Source organism: Agrobacterium sp. CMT1 (assembly GCF_037203725.1).
Classification (GTDB): domain Bacteria; phylum Pseudomonadota; class Alphaproteobacteria; order Rhizobiales; family Rhizobiaceae; genus Agrobacterium; species Agrobacterium pusense.
The window spans coordinates 68,330-82,121 of sequence record NZ_JBBCAR010000005.1 but is presented as its reverse complement, the minus strand read 5'-3'; the positions used below and the strand labels follow the sequence as shown (position 1 = coordinate 82,121).

Here is a 13,792-nt window from a genome sequence, read left to right as displayed (position 1 = left end):
AGATATGGCGCATGAAAGTTTCAGAAGCAGATATCCTGATCGTCCCCGGTTATACCAATTCCGGCCCGGACCACTGGCAGAGCCGCTGGGAGCGCAAGCTCTCCACCGCCCGCCGTGTCGAGCAGGCGGAATGGTCGAAACCGGTGAAGGAAGATTGGGTCGCCAGGCTGGTAGAGGAGGTCAACGCCTCCACCAGGCCCGTCGTCCTCGTTGCCCATTCGCTTGGCGTTCCAACGGTGATCCACGCATTGCCTGAAATCGGCAAGAAGGTATCCGGCGCGCTTCTCGTTGCGCCGCCTGATGTCGCCAATCCCGAAATCAGGCCGAAGCATCTCATGACCTTCGGGCCTTACCCGCGCGATCCGCTGCCCTTTCCGGCGATCACCATCGCCAGCCGCAACGATCCCTTCGGCTCTTATGAACACGCCGACGACATCGCTGCTGCCTGGGGTTCGCTTTTGATCGATGCCGGCATGTCCGGCCACATCAATGCCGAGTCCGGGCACGGCCCGTGGCCGGAGGGCGGCATGGTCTTCGCGCAATTCCTGAGCCGCCTCAAAGGCGTCGAGCCATGACGAGAGCCGCCAACTGAAATCCGCATCGCCGCCCGCCCCTGCCGCGGCCCGGTTTTGCGGATGAAACAGTTCGGCGGCCCTGTCACAAGAATTGAAGGGAAATATGCCAGCCGCATTGTAGAATGCACTCTTTTCCTTTATGGGACCGCTTCAAAGACCAAACGCAACGCCACCAGAATCGGCGTCAACCAAGAGACCTGCAATTATGAACCGTCGCCGCCGTATTTACGAAGGCAAGGCCAAGATCCTTTACGAGGGTCCGGAGCCAGGCACGCTTATCCAGTTCTTCAAGGACGATGCGACCGCCTTCAACAAGAAGAAGCATGAAGTCATCGACGGCAAGGGCGTGCTGAACAACCGTATCTGCGAATACGTCTTCACGCATCTGAACAAGATCGGCATTCCCACCCACTTCATCCGCCGCCTCAACATGCGCGAGCAGCTGATCAAGGAAGTGGAGATGATCCCGCTCGAGGTCGTCGTGCGCAATGTCGCCGCCGGCTCGCTTTCCAAGCGCCTCGGCATCGAGGAAGGCGTGGTGCTGCCACGCTCGATCATCGAGTTTTATTACAAGTCGGATGAGCTCGAAGACCCGATGGTCTCCGAAGAGCACATCACGGCTTTCGGCTGGGCCAACCCCGCCGAGCTTGACGACATCATGGCGCTCGCCATCCGCGTCAACGACTTCCTCTCCGGCCTGTTCCTCGGCGTCGGCATTCAGCTCGTCGATTTCAAGATCGAATGTGGCCGCCTCTTCGAAGGCGATATGATGCGCATCATCCTCGCCGACGAGATTTCGCCCGACAGCTGCCGCCTCTGGGACATCGAGACCCAGAAGAAGATGGACAAGGACCTCTTCCGACGCGATCTGGGCGGTCTTCTGGAAGCTTATTCCGAAGTGGCGCGCCGTCTCGGCATCATCAATGAAAACGAACCGATCCGCGGCACCGGTCCTGTTCTGGTAAAGTAATATCGGCTCGTGAAATAATATTGGCCTCGTAGGGTAAAATCAGGAGAAGATCAGGTGATCAAGGCACGGGTGACTGTTACGCTGAAGAACGGCGTTCTCGATCCGCAGGGCAAGGCAATCGAAGGCGCGCTTGGCAGCCTCGGTTTTGGTGGCGTCGGCCATGTCCGTCAGGGCAAGGTTTTCGATCTGGAACTGGAAGGCGCCGACAAGGCGAAGGCCGAAACCGATCTGAAGGCAATGTGCGAAAAGCTCTTGGCCAACACGGTCATCGAAAACTACGCCATCGCCATTCTCTAAGCTCCAGGAGCCGCCGTCCATGAAATCCGCTGTCGTCCAACTTCCCGGCCTCAACCGCGACCGCGACATGATCGCGGCTCTGACGAAAATCTCCGGTCAGGCGCCTGTCACCATCTGGCAGACGGAGACGGATATTCCCGATGTCGATCTGATCGTCATTCCCGGCGGCTTCTCTTATGGCGACTATCTGCGCTGCGGCGCGATTGCCGCCCGCATGCCTGTCATGCAGGCCATCCGCGAGAAGGCCGAAAAGGGCGTGAAGGTTCTCGGCGTCTGCAACGGCTTCCAGATTCTGGTCGAAGCCGGCATGCTGCCGGGCGCCCTGATGCGCAACGCCTCGCTGAAATTCGTCTGCCGCGAAGTGAAGCTCGAAGTCGCCAATAACGACACCGATTTCACCCGTGCTTACGACAAGGGCCAGATCCTGCGTTGCCCCGTCGCCCATCACGATGGCAACTACTTCCTCGATGCGGATGAGTTGAAATCGGTCGAGGGCAACGGCCAGGTCGTGTTCCGTTATGCCGAAGGCACCAACCCGAACGGCTCGCTGAACGACATTGCCGGCGTCATCAATGCCAAGGGCAACGTTCTCGGCATGATGCCGCATCCGGAAAACCTGATCGAAGCCGCCCATGGCGGCAATGACGGCCGCGGCCTCTTCGCTTCGGCGCTTGGCGTCATCGCAGCCTGACAGACGGGCGGGCTTTGAGCCCGCCTTTTTTGATGCCGGCTGACGGCGTCGTTTTGGCCCTCTCTTCTGGATGACCTGATGTCTTTTGCCCGTCGATCGAATACCCTCAAGGCGACCGGATTGTTTCTAGCTGCGGCGACCCTCGCTGCTTGTCAGCCGAAACCACAGCCGACAGCCTCGGTCTCCCGCGCCGCTCTCCCCACAATGGAACGGATAGCGCTTGGCGCGAATGCCTGCTGGTTCAAATCGGGGGATGCGGCTTTCAAGGCCTATCGTCTGGCCCCTGAACTCAATTCCTTCTCAGGCCGTCCGCGCATCCTGCTCGTGCCGCGCAACAGTCCGGAATCGCGGCCCATGCTGGTCGTTCAGGCCGAAGGCAACCCGGCAAAGCTCGACGCTTTTGGCCCGGTGATGAACGAGGCCATTTCCAGCCGCATCGCAACCGACGTCAAGCGCTGGGCGAGTGGCGGCAAGGGCTGCTGATCTCATCGTAGTATTCTAGCCCTGCATATCGGGCGAGACGTATCCACGTCGCTCATTCCTGTGCTTGTCGCAGGAATGAGGAAAGGGGAACGCTCGGCAAAAGGCAGACGCCGGCACAAGAAGCTCTTGCCACGTACCATTTATTGCCGAAGCTGCTCTAAGGGGCCTAAATAAAAAAACCCGCCAACGCCGGTTGGGAATGGCGTGGCGGGCTGCCGCACGGCTTGATGGCGCCGGGGAAAGAAGGCGCCGCTCTCCGGCAAAAAATTAAAGCGGCCGTGTCGGCCATGAAAAAAGCTGGGATTTCGCCGCTTCCTTCAGGGCTTCATCGCGCGTTACGCCGATATCTTCCAGAAGATCATCAGACAGTTCCCGCAAAGCGAGCCGTCCCTGCCGCTTCCGGTGCCAGTTGAACATGCCCGCAATCAGGCGACCAATTGGCGTGCTGGCGATCTTGGCCGGAAAAGGCGCCGGTGCGACCATGTCGCCGGCATCGCGGAACACGCGTTCCCGTTCGTAGCCATCAGGATAGAGCGTATCCGCTGTCGAAAGGTATTGATCCATCTTGCGCATATTGCACCTATTGTCTCCGTGCGTTTGTCTTCATTGAATGCAGACAATAAATACAATTGACTTGCGAAGAGATACAATGCATAAATTGTCACCATGACAAATTGGCTTCCTGATCTCACTGTGGGCGATGGCCCGATATATCTGCGCCTCGCCGACAGTATCGAGGGCGCAATTTCCGATGGCACCCTGCAGGCGGGCTCGAAATTGCCGCCGCAGCGCAACCTCGCTTATGACCTCGGCGTGACAATAGGTACAATCAGCCGGGCCTACGCGCTTATCCACGAGCGCGGCCTGGTCAGCGGTGAGGTCGGCCGCGGCACCTATGTCAATGAGCGCAAGACCCCGGCCCCCTCAGCGCCCATGGAGACGGTGGCGGCAGCGTTCGGCAGCACACGCCACGCTGTCGATAGCAGCGCCGAATTCCGGCTCAACACCACGGCGGCACCCGATGTCGGCCAGAGCGTGCTGATCGCCAGACATATCGAGGCTGTCGCCCGCGAACATGCTTACGACGTCACCAATTACGCCCGTTCCTTTCCTGACAACTGGTGCATGGCGGGCGCTCGCTGGCTTTCCCAGAACGGCTGGTCGCCAAAACCGGAAAACATCGTCTCGACGCTTGGCGCCCATGCGGCGGTGATGAGTGTGGTGACGGCCATGACCGCCCCGGGAGACCGTATCGTCTTCGAACCCGTGACCTATTCCCATATCAGCCGCAGCGCCACACTTGCCGGACGGCGGGTGACGCTGGTTGAAGCGGATGAAAAGGGCATTGTCCCTGACGATTTTGAGCGCGTCTGCGCCCAGCAGCATCCCAAGATGATCTTCCTGATGTCCGCCGGCCAGAACCCGACCTGCGCCACGCTGCCAGAAGAGCGTCGCCGTGCGATAGCCGATATTGCCCGCCGGTATGGTGTCTGGGTCGTAGAGGACAATCTTTATGGCGCGATGACGCGTGAGGCGATCCCGCTGATCGCAGAATTTGCGCCCGACATTACCTTCGTCGTCGGCGGCCTGTCGAAATCCGTTGCCGCTGGCGTTCGTGGCGGCTGGGTCGCCTGCCCGGCGCAATATTCGTCGCGCATCCGCATTTCCCACTCGATGCTGACAGGCGGTCTGCCCTTCATGCTGGCCGAAGTGAATGCCCGCCTCGTCAACAGCGGTGACGCCGACGACATTCGCAAGGATTGTATCGCCGAGATCAATCAGCGCGAGGCGATTGCCCGGCGGGCCTTTGCCGGGCTGGATTTCAATTCGCTGCCCGATATCGCCTTCCTGTGGCTGAGACTGCCCGAACCCTGGCTTTCCGGCACGTTCCGAAACGCGGCGATGAAGGAAGGCGTGCTGATAGATGACGAGGATGAGTTCAAGGCCGGCCGCACCGACAAGGTTTTCCATCGGGTGCGTGTCAGCCTTTCTGGTCCATCGAACCAGCAAGAGTTGACCCATGCCCTTGGCATCCTGCGCCACCTGCTCGACAACGGCTCGGCCGGTTACGAAAGCGTTGCCTAGAGGGCGGAGAGTCTTTCCTGCAACACCCGGCCTAATTCAGTAACTTATCATTTACCAAACCGACAAACCTGCCATCCTTTCCGCAATTCGAGGTGGGGAATGATTCGATGGCAGCATTCGGTTCCACAGGTGTGAGGGCGTGTTTCGCGCTGGCAATCCTTCTTGCGGCGTGTGTCTTGATCGGCACCATGCCCGCCACTGCTGCGGAAGGCACCGTCTTCGACGAATTGCGCTTCGGCGCAACCACCTCAATCTCCAATCACGACAATGGCGGTGAGGATGGCGTCTTTCCGGCCTTCACCGCCTATTTTGATCCCTTCGCCAGTGCATCTGCGGTAACGCTCGGCCAAAAACTCTCCCGCCCACGGCTGCATATCGGTGGCGAGATCGGCACTGAGGGCTCGGCGAATACCATTTACGGCGGCGTCAACTGGACCTTCGATCTCAACCCGAAGATCTTTCTCGATTTCGGTTTTGGCGGCCTCTGGCACGATGGCAAGCTGAGAAACAGTGCCGGCGAAACCGGTGCGGAATTCGGCTGCCGGGTGCTTTTCCACGAATATGCGGCGATCGGCTATCGTTTCGATAATAACTGGAATATTTCGACCCAGATCGAGCATGCATCACATGCCAATCTGTGCGATGGGCCCAATGACGGACTGACCCGCGTCGGCCTCATGGTCGGCTACAGGTTCTGAAGAAGCCAAGAAAGCAGCGTTTTGCGGGTAAAACCGCGCATTTTCCTGTCGCACCTTTGAGCCTCTTGCGCTAAAGAACCGGAAACTTCCCTCGGCTCGAACCGCGTGAGACCTATGTCGATTCCAAACTCCATCAAGATCACCCCGGAACTCGTTGCATCCCACGGGCTGAAGCCCGACGAATACCAGCGTATCCTCGACCTGATCGGACGGGAGCCCAGCTTTACCGAGCTCGGCATCTTCTCGGCCATGTGGAACGAGCACTGCTCCTACAAGTCGTCCAAGAAGTGGCTGAAGACCCTGCCCACCAAGGGACCACGCGTCATCCAGGGCCCCGGTGAAAATGCCGGCGTTGTGGATATCGACGATGGCGATTGCGTCGTCTTCAAGATGGAGAGCCACAACCACCCCTCCTATATCGAGCCCTATCAGGGCGCGGCGACCGGCGTCGGCGGTATCCTGCGTGACGTCTTCACCATGGGCGCACGCCCGATTGCCGCCATGAACGCCCTGCGCTTCGGCGCGCCCGACCACCCGAAGACCCGCCATCTCGTGGCCGGTGTCGTTGCCGGTGTTGGCGGCTACGGCAACTCCTTCGGCGTGCCAACGGTTGGCGGCGAAGTGGAATTCGATCCGCGTTATAACGGCAACATCCTCGTTAATGCCTTTGCCGCCGGTCTTGCCAAGTCCGACGCAATCTTCCTTTCGGAAGCCAAGGGCGTCGGCCTGCCGGTGGTTTATCTCGGCGCAAAGACCGGTCGCGACGGCGTCGGCGGCGCGACCATGGCCTCGGCTGAATTCGACGAATCCATCGAAGAAAAGCGCCCCACCGTTCAGGTCGGCGACCCCTTCACTGAAAAGTGCCTGCTGGAAGCCTGCCTTGAGCTGATGAAGACCGGCGCGGTCATCGCCATTCAGGACATGGGTGCCGCCGGCCTCACCTGCTCGGCCGTCGAAATGGGCGCCAAGGGCGACCTCGGCATCGAGCTTGACCTCAATGCCGTGCCGGTGCGCGAAGAGCGCATGACTGCCTATGAAATGATGCTGTCCGAAAGCCAGGAGCGCATGCTCATGGTTCTCGAGCCCTCCAAGGAAGAAGTCGCCAAGGCGATTTTCGTGAAATGGGGCTTGGACTTCGCGATCGTCGGCAAGACCACCGACGACCTGCGCTTCCGCGTCATTCACAATGGCGAGGAAGTCGCCAACCTGCCGATCAAGGAACTGGGCGATCAGGCTCCGGAATATGACCGCCCGTGGACGGCCGCGAAGGTGCCCGCCCCGCTTGCGGAAAACGACGTCCCCGCTGCCGATATCGCCGATGCGCTGGTATCGCTCGTCGGTTCGGCCAACAATTCCTCGCGCCGCTGGGTCTACGAGCAGTATGACACGCTGATCCAGGGCAATTCCCTGCAGCTGCCGGGCGGCGACGCCGGTGTGGTTCGCGTCGAAGGCCATGACAAGAAGGCGCTAGCCTTCTCCTCCGACGTTACTCCGCGCTACGTCGAGGCCGACCCCTTCGAAGGCGGCAAGCAGGCCGTGGCCGAATGCTGGCGCAACATTACCGCAACCGGCGCCCTGCCGCTCGCGGCCACCGACAACCTGAATTTCGGCAACCCGGAAAAGCCCGAAATCATGAGCCAGCTGGTTCATGCCATCAAGGGCATCGGCGAAGCCTGCCGCGTGCTGGAATTCCCGATCGTTTCCGGCAACGTCTCGCTCTACAACGAGACCAATGGGCAGGCGATCCTGCCAACCCCCACCATTGGCGGCGTCGGCTTGCTGAAGGATTGGGGCCGCATGGCGCGCATTCGCTTCGCCGCCGCTGACGAAGCGGTGCTGCTTGTCGGCGCACCTGCCGGCCTCGGCACCCACATCGCGCAGTCGGTGTACATGCGTGATATCCATGGCCGTATCGACGGCCCTGCCCCGCATGTCGATCTGGCCGCCGAAAAGAAGAACGGCGATTTCGTGCGTGGCATCATCACGGATGGCCTCGCCACCGCCGTTCACGATTGCTCCTCGGGAGGTCTGGCGCTCGCGGTTGCCGAAATGGCGATTTCCTCCGGAATCGGCGCGACCATCGACGCGGTCGAAGGCCACAACCCGGTCCTCACCTTCTATGGCGAAGATCAGGGTCGTTACGTCCTGACCGTGAAGAAGAGTGATCTCGACAAGGTGCTGGCGGCTGCGAAGGCAGCCGGCGTTTCCTGCGCCAACATCGGCGTTACCGGTGGTTCCACCGTAAAGCTGGGCACGGCGCGCGCCGTCGAGATTAAAGAATTGCACTCGGCCTATGAATCGTGGTTCCCTCAGTTCATGGACGGCGAAACTCTAGTCGCCGCAGAATGAATTAAGGAGAAACACCATGCCCATGAAACCCGGCGACATTGAAGACATGATTAAGGCGGGAATTCCCGGGGCAAAGGTCACGATCCGCGATCTGGCCGGTGATGGCGATCATTACGCGGCGGAAGTCGTGGCAGATGCATTCAAGGGCAAGACCCGCGTGCAGCAGCACCAGATGGTCTATGACGCGCTGAAGGGCAATATGGGCGGCGTCCTGCATGCCCTTGCCCTGCAGACCTCGGCGCCCGAATGATTGTGGCCGTGAAAGCGGTTACGGCAAGGCAGTCTCACTGTCCTGCCTAACCGCATACAGGCTCCAGACTAAATCAAAGGCCCGCGTGACAGTCTCACGCGGGCCTTTTCATATCAGGCAAGATGCGAACGCCGTTTACAAGGCAGGCGGGCTCTGCGACTCCAGGTTCGCGAAGGACGCAGCCGGCAAAGGCCCCGCCGTCAGCAGGGTAAAATCGTAACCGGATTTGCGATCCGGCCCCAGAACATATTGCCGGTGCATGCGCAGGAAATTGCGCTTGTTCTTTTTGTACCGCTCCGGCGAAAGCGAATGCTTGAAACGGATTGGCACGATCTTTGGCTGCGGCGCCTCTTTATGGCCGGTCAAGGCAACTGTGTTGCACCTGTAGAGGTGGATGGGATCGGTCAGGCACTGAATATCAAACCATGTCACCTCAGGGTGACGTGCGATAGCACCAATACTTTGGCGAAGCCTGTCGGCACTCGACAGGAACGCACATTGCAGCGCTGCGCCACCCAAAGTCGCGAAAGACAGTTTTCGACCATCAAGCGCATCCGGCTTCACTTCCAGCACGCGACCGATGACCGCCAGCGCAAGGCTTGCGCCCATGCTGTGGGACACGACCAGAACCTCGTCCGAAGGCTGCTCTAGCGCCGTCAGGACGAGCGCCGCCTTCTCCTCGATCCAGTCACGGGCAATCGGCACATCACGACCGACCGCGAGCGCAAACCGCCAGTCGGCGTACAGATGCAGGGTGTGAAACCGCTCCGCAAACGGCAGGAACGCGTTGACGAAAAACAGGGCGGCGGCGGGAAGGCTGATCGCGAACAGCCAGAGCGGCAAAGCGAAAAGCCAGGGCGAAAGTGCAATCGTCGCCGCAAGCGCACCACCAACAAGCATCAGGAGGAACGGGAAGATGAAGAACAGACCAAAACGCCAGGCATGGCGGAAATAACGCGCCGCAGCACCCTCACCGATGATGCCAGCACCGGCCTTGAAACCGAGCCAGATCTGCCGCCAGACCGGTGCATCCCGCAGCTGCGATATCACCGCATTATGATCATAAACGAAAATGTCGGAGCGTGTCCGCCAGTCATTCACCGAAGCTTCGACCGCGAATGTTTCGCCCGCAGGCGCATTCTCCAGCGGCCCCACCGCGTAGTCGACATCCCAAGTCTTTCCCGCCAGTGCCGCCGCCCGCTGATAACGCAGATGATGGGCCGCCGCATCGAGCGGATCGAAACCGGGGAAATAAAGAACAAGTCGTGACTTGACGCGCGGCATGCATAAACCTTCAGGCTGGAGACACCCGAAAGGATCGCTTGATACAGTGGGCGATGCACGTATAGTAAAAATCGCGACGGAAATGTGATTTATTTATCGGTGAGGGAAATTTGTCTGGCATCGTCGATCAACTGCTCAACGGCGTCGTGAAAGGCGCTCTGGCTGAGGTGCTGACCAAGACCGGCATCCGCAAGACACGCCGCGCCCGCCGGACGAAAAGCACCGGTTCTCTCGCCGGCGGCATCGTCGGCTCCGTTCTGAAAGCCGCAATCAACGCCGCCGTCAAACCGAAGCCGGCAAAGAAGCAGGTGAGCAAGAGACGCACCGCAGCCGCCCGCAGCCGGCAGAGATATCGCTGAGGCGTCCCCAGCTACTTTTTTGGCATGTCAGGCATTGCAACAAGGACGCATTTTTTACGCTTCCCGGGTGGAAATCGCGCCGCGACATGTTATTTAGAGGCTAACAGAAAGCAGCGGCCTTGAACCGCATGTGAAAGGATTGGGCCTATGAGCGGCATTCACGACATGATCGACAGCGAAGTGAAGAGCAACGACATCGTTCTTTTCATGAAGGGCACCCCGCAATTTCCGCAGTGCGGTTTTTCCGGCCAGGTGGTACAGATCCTCGATTATCTCGGCGTCGAGTACAAAGGCATCAACGTTCTTGCCGACGGCGACATCCGTCAGGGCATCAAGGACTATTCCAATTGGCCGACGATCCCGCAGCTCTACGTCAAGGGCGAATTCGTCGGCGGCTGTGACATCGTGAGAGAGATGTTCCAGTCAGGCGAACTGCAAAGCCACTTCCAAGAACAGGGTATCAGCGTCCGCGGCGCGGCCTGATTTCGGCCGGTTCATCCGGCCCACCCTGATTGTCAGAAATTTATGCCAGGCGTTGCTTCATGCAACGCCTTTGCCGTTCTTTTTGGGGCAATCCTGTGACAAATCTTTCACAATCCACCGCTTCGCGCGCAGGCTCGATGGGGCGTACGGAATTCATTGCGCTGGCCGCAATGCTGATGGCGTTGAACGCGCTCGCCATCGATATCATGCTGCCCGGGCTTCAGGAAATCGGCGCCTCGCTGGGCGTCGAGAATGAAAACCATCGCCAATATGTCATTTCGGCCTACCTTCTCGGTTTCGGCGTCGCCCAGCTTCTCTATGGGCCGATCTCGGACCGTTTCGGTCGCCGCAAGCCAATGCTCTTTGGTCTCGCGATCTACATCGTTTCAGCGCTTGCAGTCGTTTTCGTGCCGTCCTTCTCCGGCCTGCTGCTCCTGCGTTTCATTCAGGGCATCGGTTCTGCGGCAACACGTGTCATCACCATCTCGATCGTCCGCGACATCTATGGCGGCCGCCAGATGGCTGAAGTCATGTCGCTGATCATGATGGTTTTCATGGTCGTTCCGGTTATCGCGCCCGGCACTGGCCAGATCGTGCTCTTCTTCGGAAACTGGCACCTTATCTTTGCCTTCATGGCCGGCATCGCTGCGGTGGTAACGGCCTGGATGTATTTCCGCCTGCCTGAAACCCTGCATCCGGACGATGTCCGCCCTTTCACCGCCCGTTCGGTGCTCGGCGGTTTCAAGATCGTGCTCACCAACCGCATTGCGCTTTGCTACACACTCTCCAGCACCTTCATCTTCGGTGCGCTGTTCGGCTTCATCAATTCCGCTGAACAGGTCTACAAGGGCATTTACGGCCTTGGTCCATGGTTCGCGGCGGCATTTGCCGGCGTCGCCCTGTTCATGGCCTTTTCGTCCTTCATCAATGCGAGGCTTGTCGGAAGGTTCGGCATGCGCAAGCTGTCGCACGGGTCGCTGCTCGGCTTCATCGCCATCACCTTCATCTGGCTTGTGGTGCAGGTGCTGGGACCGGATCCGATGCCTTTCGCCATCTTCATCGTGTTCTTCGCACTTGCCATGTTCCAGTTCGGCTGGATCGGCTCGAACTTCAACTCGCTGGCCATGGAACCGCTTGGCCATGTCGCCGGCACGGCCTCCTCGGTGATCGGCTTCATGGGAACCATTGGCGGTTCGCTGATCGGCGCCGCCATCGGCCAGGCTTTCGACGGTACCGCGCTGCCAATGGTGGCGGGTTTCTTCGTCGTCTCCATCATCGGCCTGATCTTTGTACTGATCGGCGAAAAGGGTGTGTTATTTCATGCCCACAACAAGCCGATCCGCTAAGGGACGTGGAAAAATAAAAGGGCGCGGAATTCTGTTCCGCGCCCTTTTTTGTTTGCTGGTGGGTCTCGCCGACGGCCGTTACCCCGGAGCTGATCCGGGGTTCAGCCAGCCCAAGTCCTTGGGCTGAAAAAGGTCCTTCCGCCGCGCAGACGCGCCGCAGCTGGATGCCGGATCAAGTCCGGCATGACGGTGAAGGTTGTGCACACCCCACGAATCCGGAGCCTCAGACCGTGAAAATCTTCTCGCGCAGCAATTCCCACGTCTCCTGATTAGGCGCCAGCAGCAGCCCGCCATCCACATGGCGTGGCAGATAAGGCGAGCCATCAAGGCGGGCGGCATAGGCGCCCGATTCCTGCGAGATCAATGTGCCGGCCAGGTGGTCCCAGGGCATCAGCTTGTTGTACATCAGGAAATGCATGTGACCGCCGCAGAACAGGCGGTATTCATGTGCGGCGCAGCGATAGCTGGTGAAGAGCCGCACATCGGCCAGGTTCACCAGAATCTTGCGGCGCGTCTCCACGTCGAAATAGCCGGTATTGGCGATACCCACCATCTGCGACAGTTCCGGCGCCGGCACGACCGACATCTGCGTCTGCGCGCCATCCGCGCTGCACAGCCATGCGCCGGAGCCCTTTTCGGCAATGGCCCAGTCATTGCCCATGGGATCGAAGATCAGGCCAGCGACAGTCTCGCCCTTGGAGATGATGCTCATCATCACGCCGAAAAGCGGCAGGCCGGACGCAAAATTATAGGTGCCATCGATCGGATCGACCACGACAGCCAGATCGGCATCGGCAAGCTTGCCAAGCAGCGAAGCATCGGCCGCCACCGCCTCCTCGCCGATGAACAGAGCATCCGGCATGATCTCCTGCACGCGGGCGCGGATCAACCGCTCTGCGGCCTCGTCAGCCTCGGTAACCAGGTCGATCGCTTCGGTCTTGATCCTGACGTCGCCATCGCCCAGATTGCGGAACCTCGGCAGGATTTCAACCGCAGCAGCCTCCTGAAGCGCATTGGCAAGAGAGGCGATGTCGAGTTCGAAAGCCATGGGCGAGATCCTTCCATTTGAGCATAAATCTTATAAGGCGACGATTTCCCGCCGCAGCATCTTCCAGCTTTCCTTGTCGGGAGCAGAAAGTATGCCCCCGGTCGTCTGGCCGGGCCGATAGGGCGTGTTGTCGAAACGCGCCGTGTAGCCACCCGCTTCCTGATGGATGAGCACGCCTGCAAGGTGATCCCATGGCATCAGCTTTTCATGGCCGATGAAATGAAGATTGCCGGCGGAAGCGAGCCAATATTCATGTGCGGAGCAGTTAAGCGACAATGCCATCTTTATCTTCGCCATATTGGCGGCGATCACCGGCCGGCGATCCGGATGGCTGTGACCCCAAGAAAAGAGGCCGACCATGTCGGACAGTGGCGCGGGATCGGCAACCTTCAGCTTTGCCTGCGATCCGTTCTTGCGGTTGAGATAAGCGCCCTCGCCTTTCAGACCAATGACGGTGTCCCCCATGACGGGATCGTGGATAAGTCCAGCCACGGTCTCACCCTTGACGGTGACCGCGAGCAGCGTACCGAAGGCGGGAAAGCCGGAAGCGTAATTGAAGGTGCCGTCGATGGGATCGATCACGAAGGCAAGCGGCGCGTCGGCAAGGGCGGGAATGACGGAATGATCCGCGTCATAGGCCTCTTCGCCAACAATATGCGCCTTTGGAAACCGCTCGAGCAGCGCTGCGGTTATCAGCTTTTCGGCCAGAACATCCGCCTCGGTGACGAGATCGACGGCGGATGTCTTTTCGGAGATGGCGCCAGCGCTCAGGTTCCTGAAGCGGGGCATGATCTCATCCGTACCGGCAGCGGCAACGGTGGCAACGAGGAAATCGATATCTTTATCGGAAAGGGTCATCGCGCGGGGCACTTCT

General features: G+C 59.6%; 16 protein-coding genes. 12 read left to right on the top strand and 4 right to left on the bottom strand.

Annotation, left to right across the window (positions count from 1 at the left end; genetic code table 11):
* Window positions 1–11 precede the first annotated feature (11 nt).
* The 5 genes from WA845_RS08235 to WA845_RS08215 all read left to right on the top strand — a co-directional run bounded on the left by WA845_RS08235 (window position 12) and on the right by WA845_RS08215 (window position 3,016).
* On the top strand, window positions 12–575 hold the full coding sequence (locus WA845_RS08235) for an alpha/beta hydrolase (protein WP_004442428.1): 564 nt from the start codon (window positions 12–14) through the stop codon (window positions 573–575).
* 205 nt (window positions 576–780) lie between these two features.
* A complete protein-coding gene (purC, locus tag WA845_RS08230; RefSeq protein WP_004442430.1) occupies window positions 781–1,545 on the top strand; it encodes a phosphoribosylaminoimidazolesuccinocarboxamide synthase in 765 nt (254 codons plus the stop codon).
* Window positions 1,546–1,599: 54 nt separating this feature from the next.
* Window positions 1,600–1,842: a phosphoribosylformylglycinamidine synthase subunit PurS gene (gene purS, locus WA845_RS08225; protein WP_003507918.1), complete on the top strand. Its 243-nt coding sequence runs from the start codon at window positions 1,600–1,602 to the stop codon at window positions 1,840–1,842.
* A gap of 19 nt (window positions 1,843–1,861) precedes the next feature.
* Window positions 1,862–2,533: a phosphoribosylformylglycinamidine synthase subunit PurQ gene (gene purQ, locus WA845_RS08220; RefSeq protein WP_004442432.1), complete on the top strand. Its 672-nt coding sequence runs from the start codon at window positions 1,862–1,864 to the stop codon at window positions 2,531–2,533.
* Between the two features lie 78 nt (window positions 2,534–2,611).
* Window positions 2,612–3,016, top strand: coding sequence for a hypothetical protein (locus WA845_RS08215; RefSeq protein ID WP_112554587.1), 405 nt, complete (start codon window positions 2,612–2,614; stop codon window positions 3,014–3,016).
* Window positions 3,017–3,283: 267 nt separating this feature from the next.
* On the opposite strand, the gene WA845_RS08210 is transcribed toward WA845_RS08215, so the two are convergent.
* Window positions 3,284–3,589, bottom strand: coding sequence for a DUF1127 domain-containing protein (locus WA845_RS08210; RefSeq protein ID WP_004442436.1), 306 nt, complete (start codon window positions 3,587–3,589; stop codon window positions 3,284–3,286).
* A gap of 93 nt (window positions 3,590–3,682) precedes the next feature.
* Between WA845_RS08210 and WA845_RS08205 the strand changes: the two genes are divergently transcribed.
* From WA845_RS08205 to WA845_RS08190, 4 genes are all read left to right on the top strand, one after another.
* Window positions 3,683–5,101, top strand: coding sequence for an aminotransferase-like domain-containing protein (locus WA845_RS08205; RefSeq protein WP_004442438.1), 1,419 nt, complete (start codon window positions 3,683–3,685; stop codon window positions 5,099–5,101).
* 107 nt (window positions 5,102–5,208) lie between these two features.
* Window positions 5,209–5,799, top strand: a complete 591-nt coding sequence (locus tag WA845_RS08200; protein WP_112554591.1) for an acyloxyacyl hydrolase — start codon at window positions 5,209–5,211, stop codon at window positions 5,797–5,799.
* A 114-nt stretch (window positions 5,800–5,913) separates the two neighbouring features.
* The gene (gene purL, locus WA845_RS08195; RefSeq protein ID WP_112554593.1) at window positions 5,914–8,148 is read left to right on the top strand and encodes a phosphoribosylformylglycinamidine synthase subunit PurL; all 2,235 of its coding nucleotides are present in this window, start codon (window positions 5,914–5,916) and stop codon (window positions 8,146–8,148) included.
* Between the two features lie 16 nt (window positions 8,149–8,164).
* Window positions 8,165–8,398: a BolA family protein gene (locus tag WA845_RS08190; protein WP_003516012.1), complete on the top strand. Its 234-nt coding sequence runs from the start codon at window positions 8,165–8,167 to the stop codon at window positions 8,396–8,398.
* Between the two features lie 135 nt (window positions 8,399–8,533).
* On the opposite strand, the gene WA845_RS08185 is transcribed toward WA845_RS08190, so the two are convergent.
* The gene (locus WA845_RS08185) at window positions 8,534–9,682 is read right to left on the bottom strand and encodes a hypothetical protein (protein ID WP_112554595.1); all 1,149 of its coding nucleotides are present in this window, start codon (window positions 9,680–9,682) and stop codon (window positions 8,534–8,536) included.
* Window positions 9,683–9,792: 110 nt separating this feature from the next.
* On the opposite strand from WA845_RS08185, the gene WA845_RS08180 reads away from it, so the two are divergent.
* The 3 genes from WA845_RS08180 (at window position 9,793) to WA845_RS08170 (ending at window position 11,870) form a co-directional block, all read left to right on the top strand.
* Window positions 9,793–10,041: a hypothetical protein gene (locus WA845_RS08180; RefSeq protein ID WP_112554596.1), complete on the top strand. Its 249-nt coding sequence runs from the start codon at window positions 9,793–9,795 to the stop codon at window positions 10,039–10,041.
* A gap of 147 nt (window positions 10,042–10,188) precedes the next feature.
* Window positions 10,189–10,524: a Grx4 family monothiol glutaredoxin gene (gene grxD, locus WA845_RS08175; protein WP_080790446.1), complete on the top strand. Its 336-nt coding sequence runs from the start codon at window positions 10,189–10,191 to the stop codon at window positions 10,522–10,524.
* Between the two features lie 137 nt (window positions 10,525–10,661).
* Entirely contained in the window at window positions 10,662–11,870 is a 1,209-nt protein-coding gene (locus WA845_RS08170; RefSeq protein ID WP_006698780.1) for a multidrug effflux MFS transporter, read from the top strand.
* A 223-nt stretch (window positions 11,871–12,093) separates the two neighbouring features.
* Here WA845_RS08170 and WA845_RS08165 read toward each other — a convergent pair whose 3' ends face one another.
* Window positions 12,094–12,918, bottom strand: coding sequence for an inositol monophosphatase family protein (locus WA845_RS08165; protein WP_112554598.1), 825 nt, complete (start codon window positions 12,916–12,918; stop codon window positions 12,094–12,096).
* A gap of 30 nt (window positions 12,919–12,948) precedes the next feature.
* Window positions 12,949–13,776 (bottom strand): inositol monophosphatase family protein, encoded by an 828-nt coding sequence (locus WA845_RS08160; protein WP_112554600.1) that lies wholly within the window; start codon window positions 13,774–13,776, stop codon window positions 12,949–12,951.
* Between the last annotated feature and the right edge of the window lie 16 nt (window positions 13,777–13,792).

Coding starts and splice junctions, on each gene's coding strand:
- WA845_RS08160 (WP_112554600.1), bottom strand. CDS start 13,776: ATGACCCTTTCCGATAAAGATATCGATTTCCTCGTTGCCACCGTTGCC.
- WA845_RS08165 (WP_112554598.1), bottom strand. CDS start 12,918: ATGGCTTTCGAACTCGACATCGCCTCTCTTGCCAATGCGCTTCAGGAG.
- WA845_RS08205 (WP_004442438.1), top strand. CDS start 3,683: ATGACAAATTGGCTTCCTGATCTCACTGTGGGCGATGGCCCGATATAT.
- grxD (WP_080790446.1), top strand. CDS start 10,189: ATGAGCGGCATTCACGACATGATCGACAGCGAAGTGAAGAGCAACGAC.
- purL (WP_112554593.1), top strand. CDS start 5,914: ATGTCGATTCCAAACTCCATCAAGATCACCCCGGAACTCGTTGCATCC.
- WA845_RS08210 (WP_004442436.1), bottom strand. CDS start 3,589: ATGCGCAAGATGGATCAATACCTTTCGACAGCGGATACGCTCTATCCT.
- purQ (WP_004442432.1), top strand. CDS start 1,862: ATGAAATCCGCTGTCGTCCAACTTCCCGGCCTCAACCGCGACCGCGAC.
- WA845_RS08235 (WP_004442428.1), top strand. CDS start 12: ATGAAAGTTTCAGAAGCAGATATCCTGATCGTCCCCGGTTATACCAAT.
- purC (WP_004442430.1), top strand. CDS start 781: ATGAACCGTCGCCGCCGTATTTACGAAGGCAAGGCCAAGATCCTTTAC.
- WA845_RS08215 (WP_112554587.1), top strand. CDS start 2,612: ATGTCTTTTGCCCGTCGATCGAATACCCTCAAGGCGACCGGATTGTTT.
- WA845_RS08190 (WP_003516012.1), top strand. CDS start 8,165: ATGCCCATGAAACCCGGCGACATTGAAGACATGATTAAGGCGGGAATT.
- WA845_RS08185 (WP_112554595.1), bottom strand. CDS start 9,682: ATGCCGCGCGTCAAGTCACGACTTGTTCTTTATTTCCCCGGTTTCGAT.
- WA845_RS08170 (WP_006698780.1), top strand. CDS start 10,662: ATGGGGCGTACGGAATTCATTGCGCTGGCCGCAATGCTGATGGCGTTG.
- WA845_RS08200 (WP_112554591.1), top strand. CDS start 5,209: ATGGCAGCATTCGGTTCCACAGGTGTGAGGGCGTGTTTCGCGCTGGCA.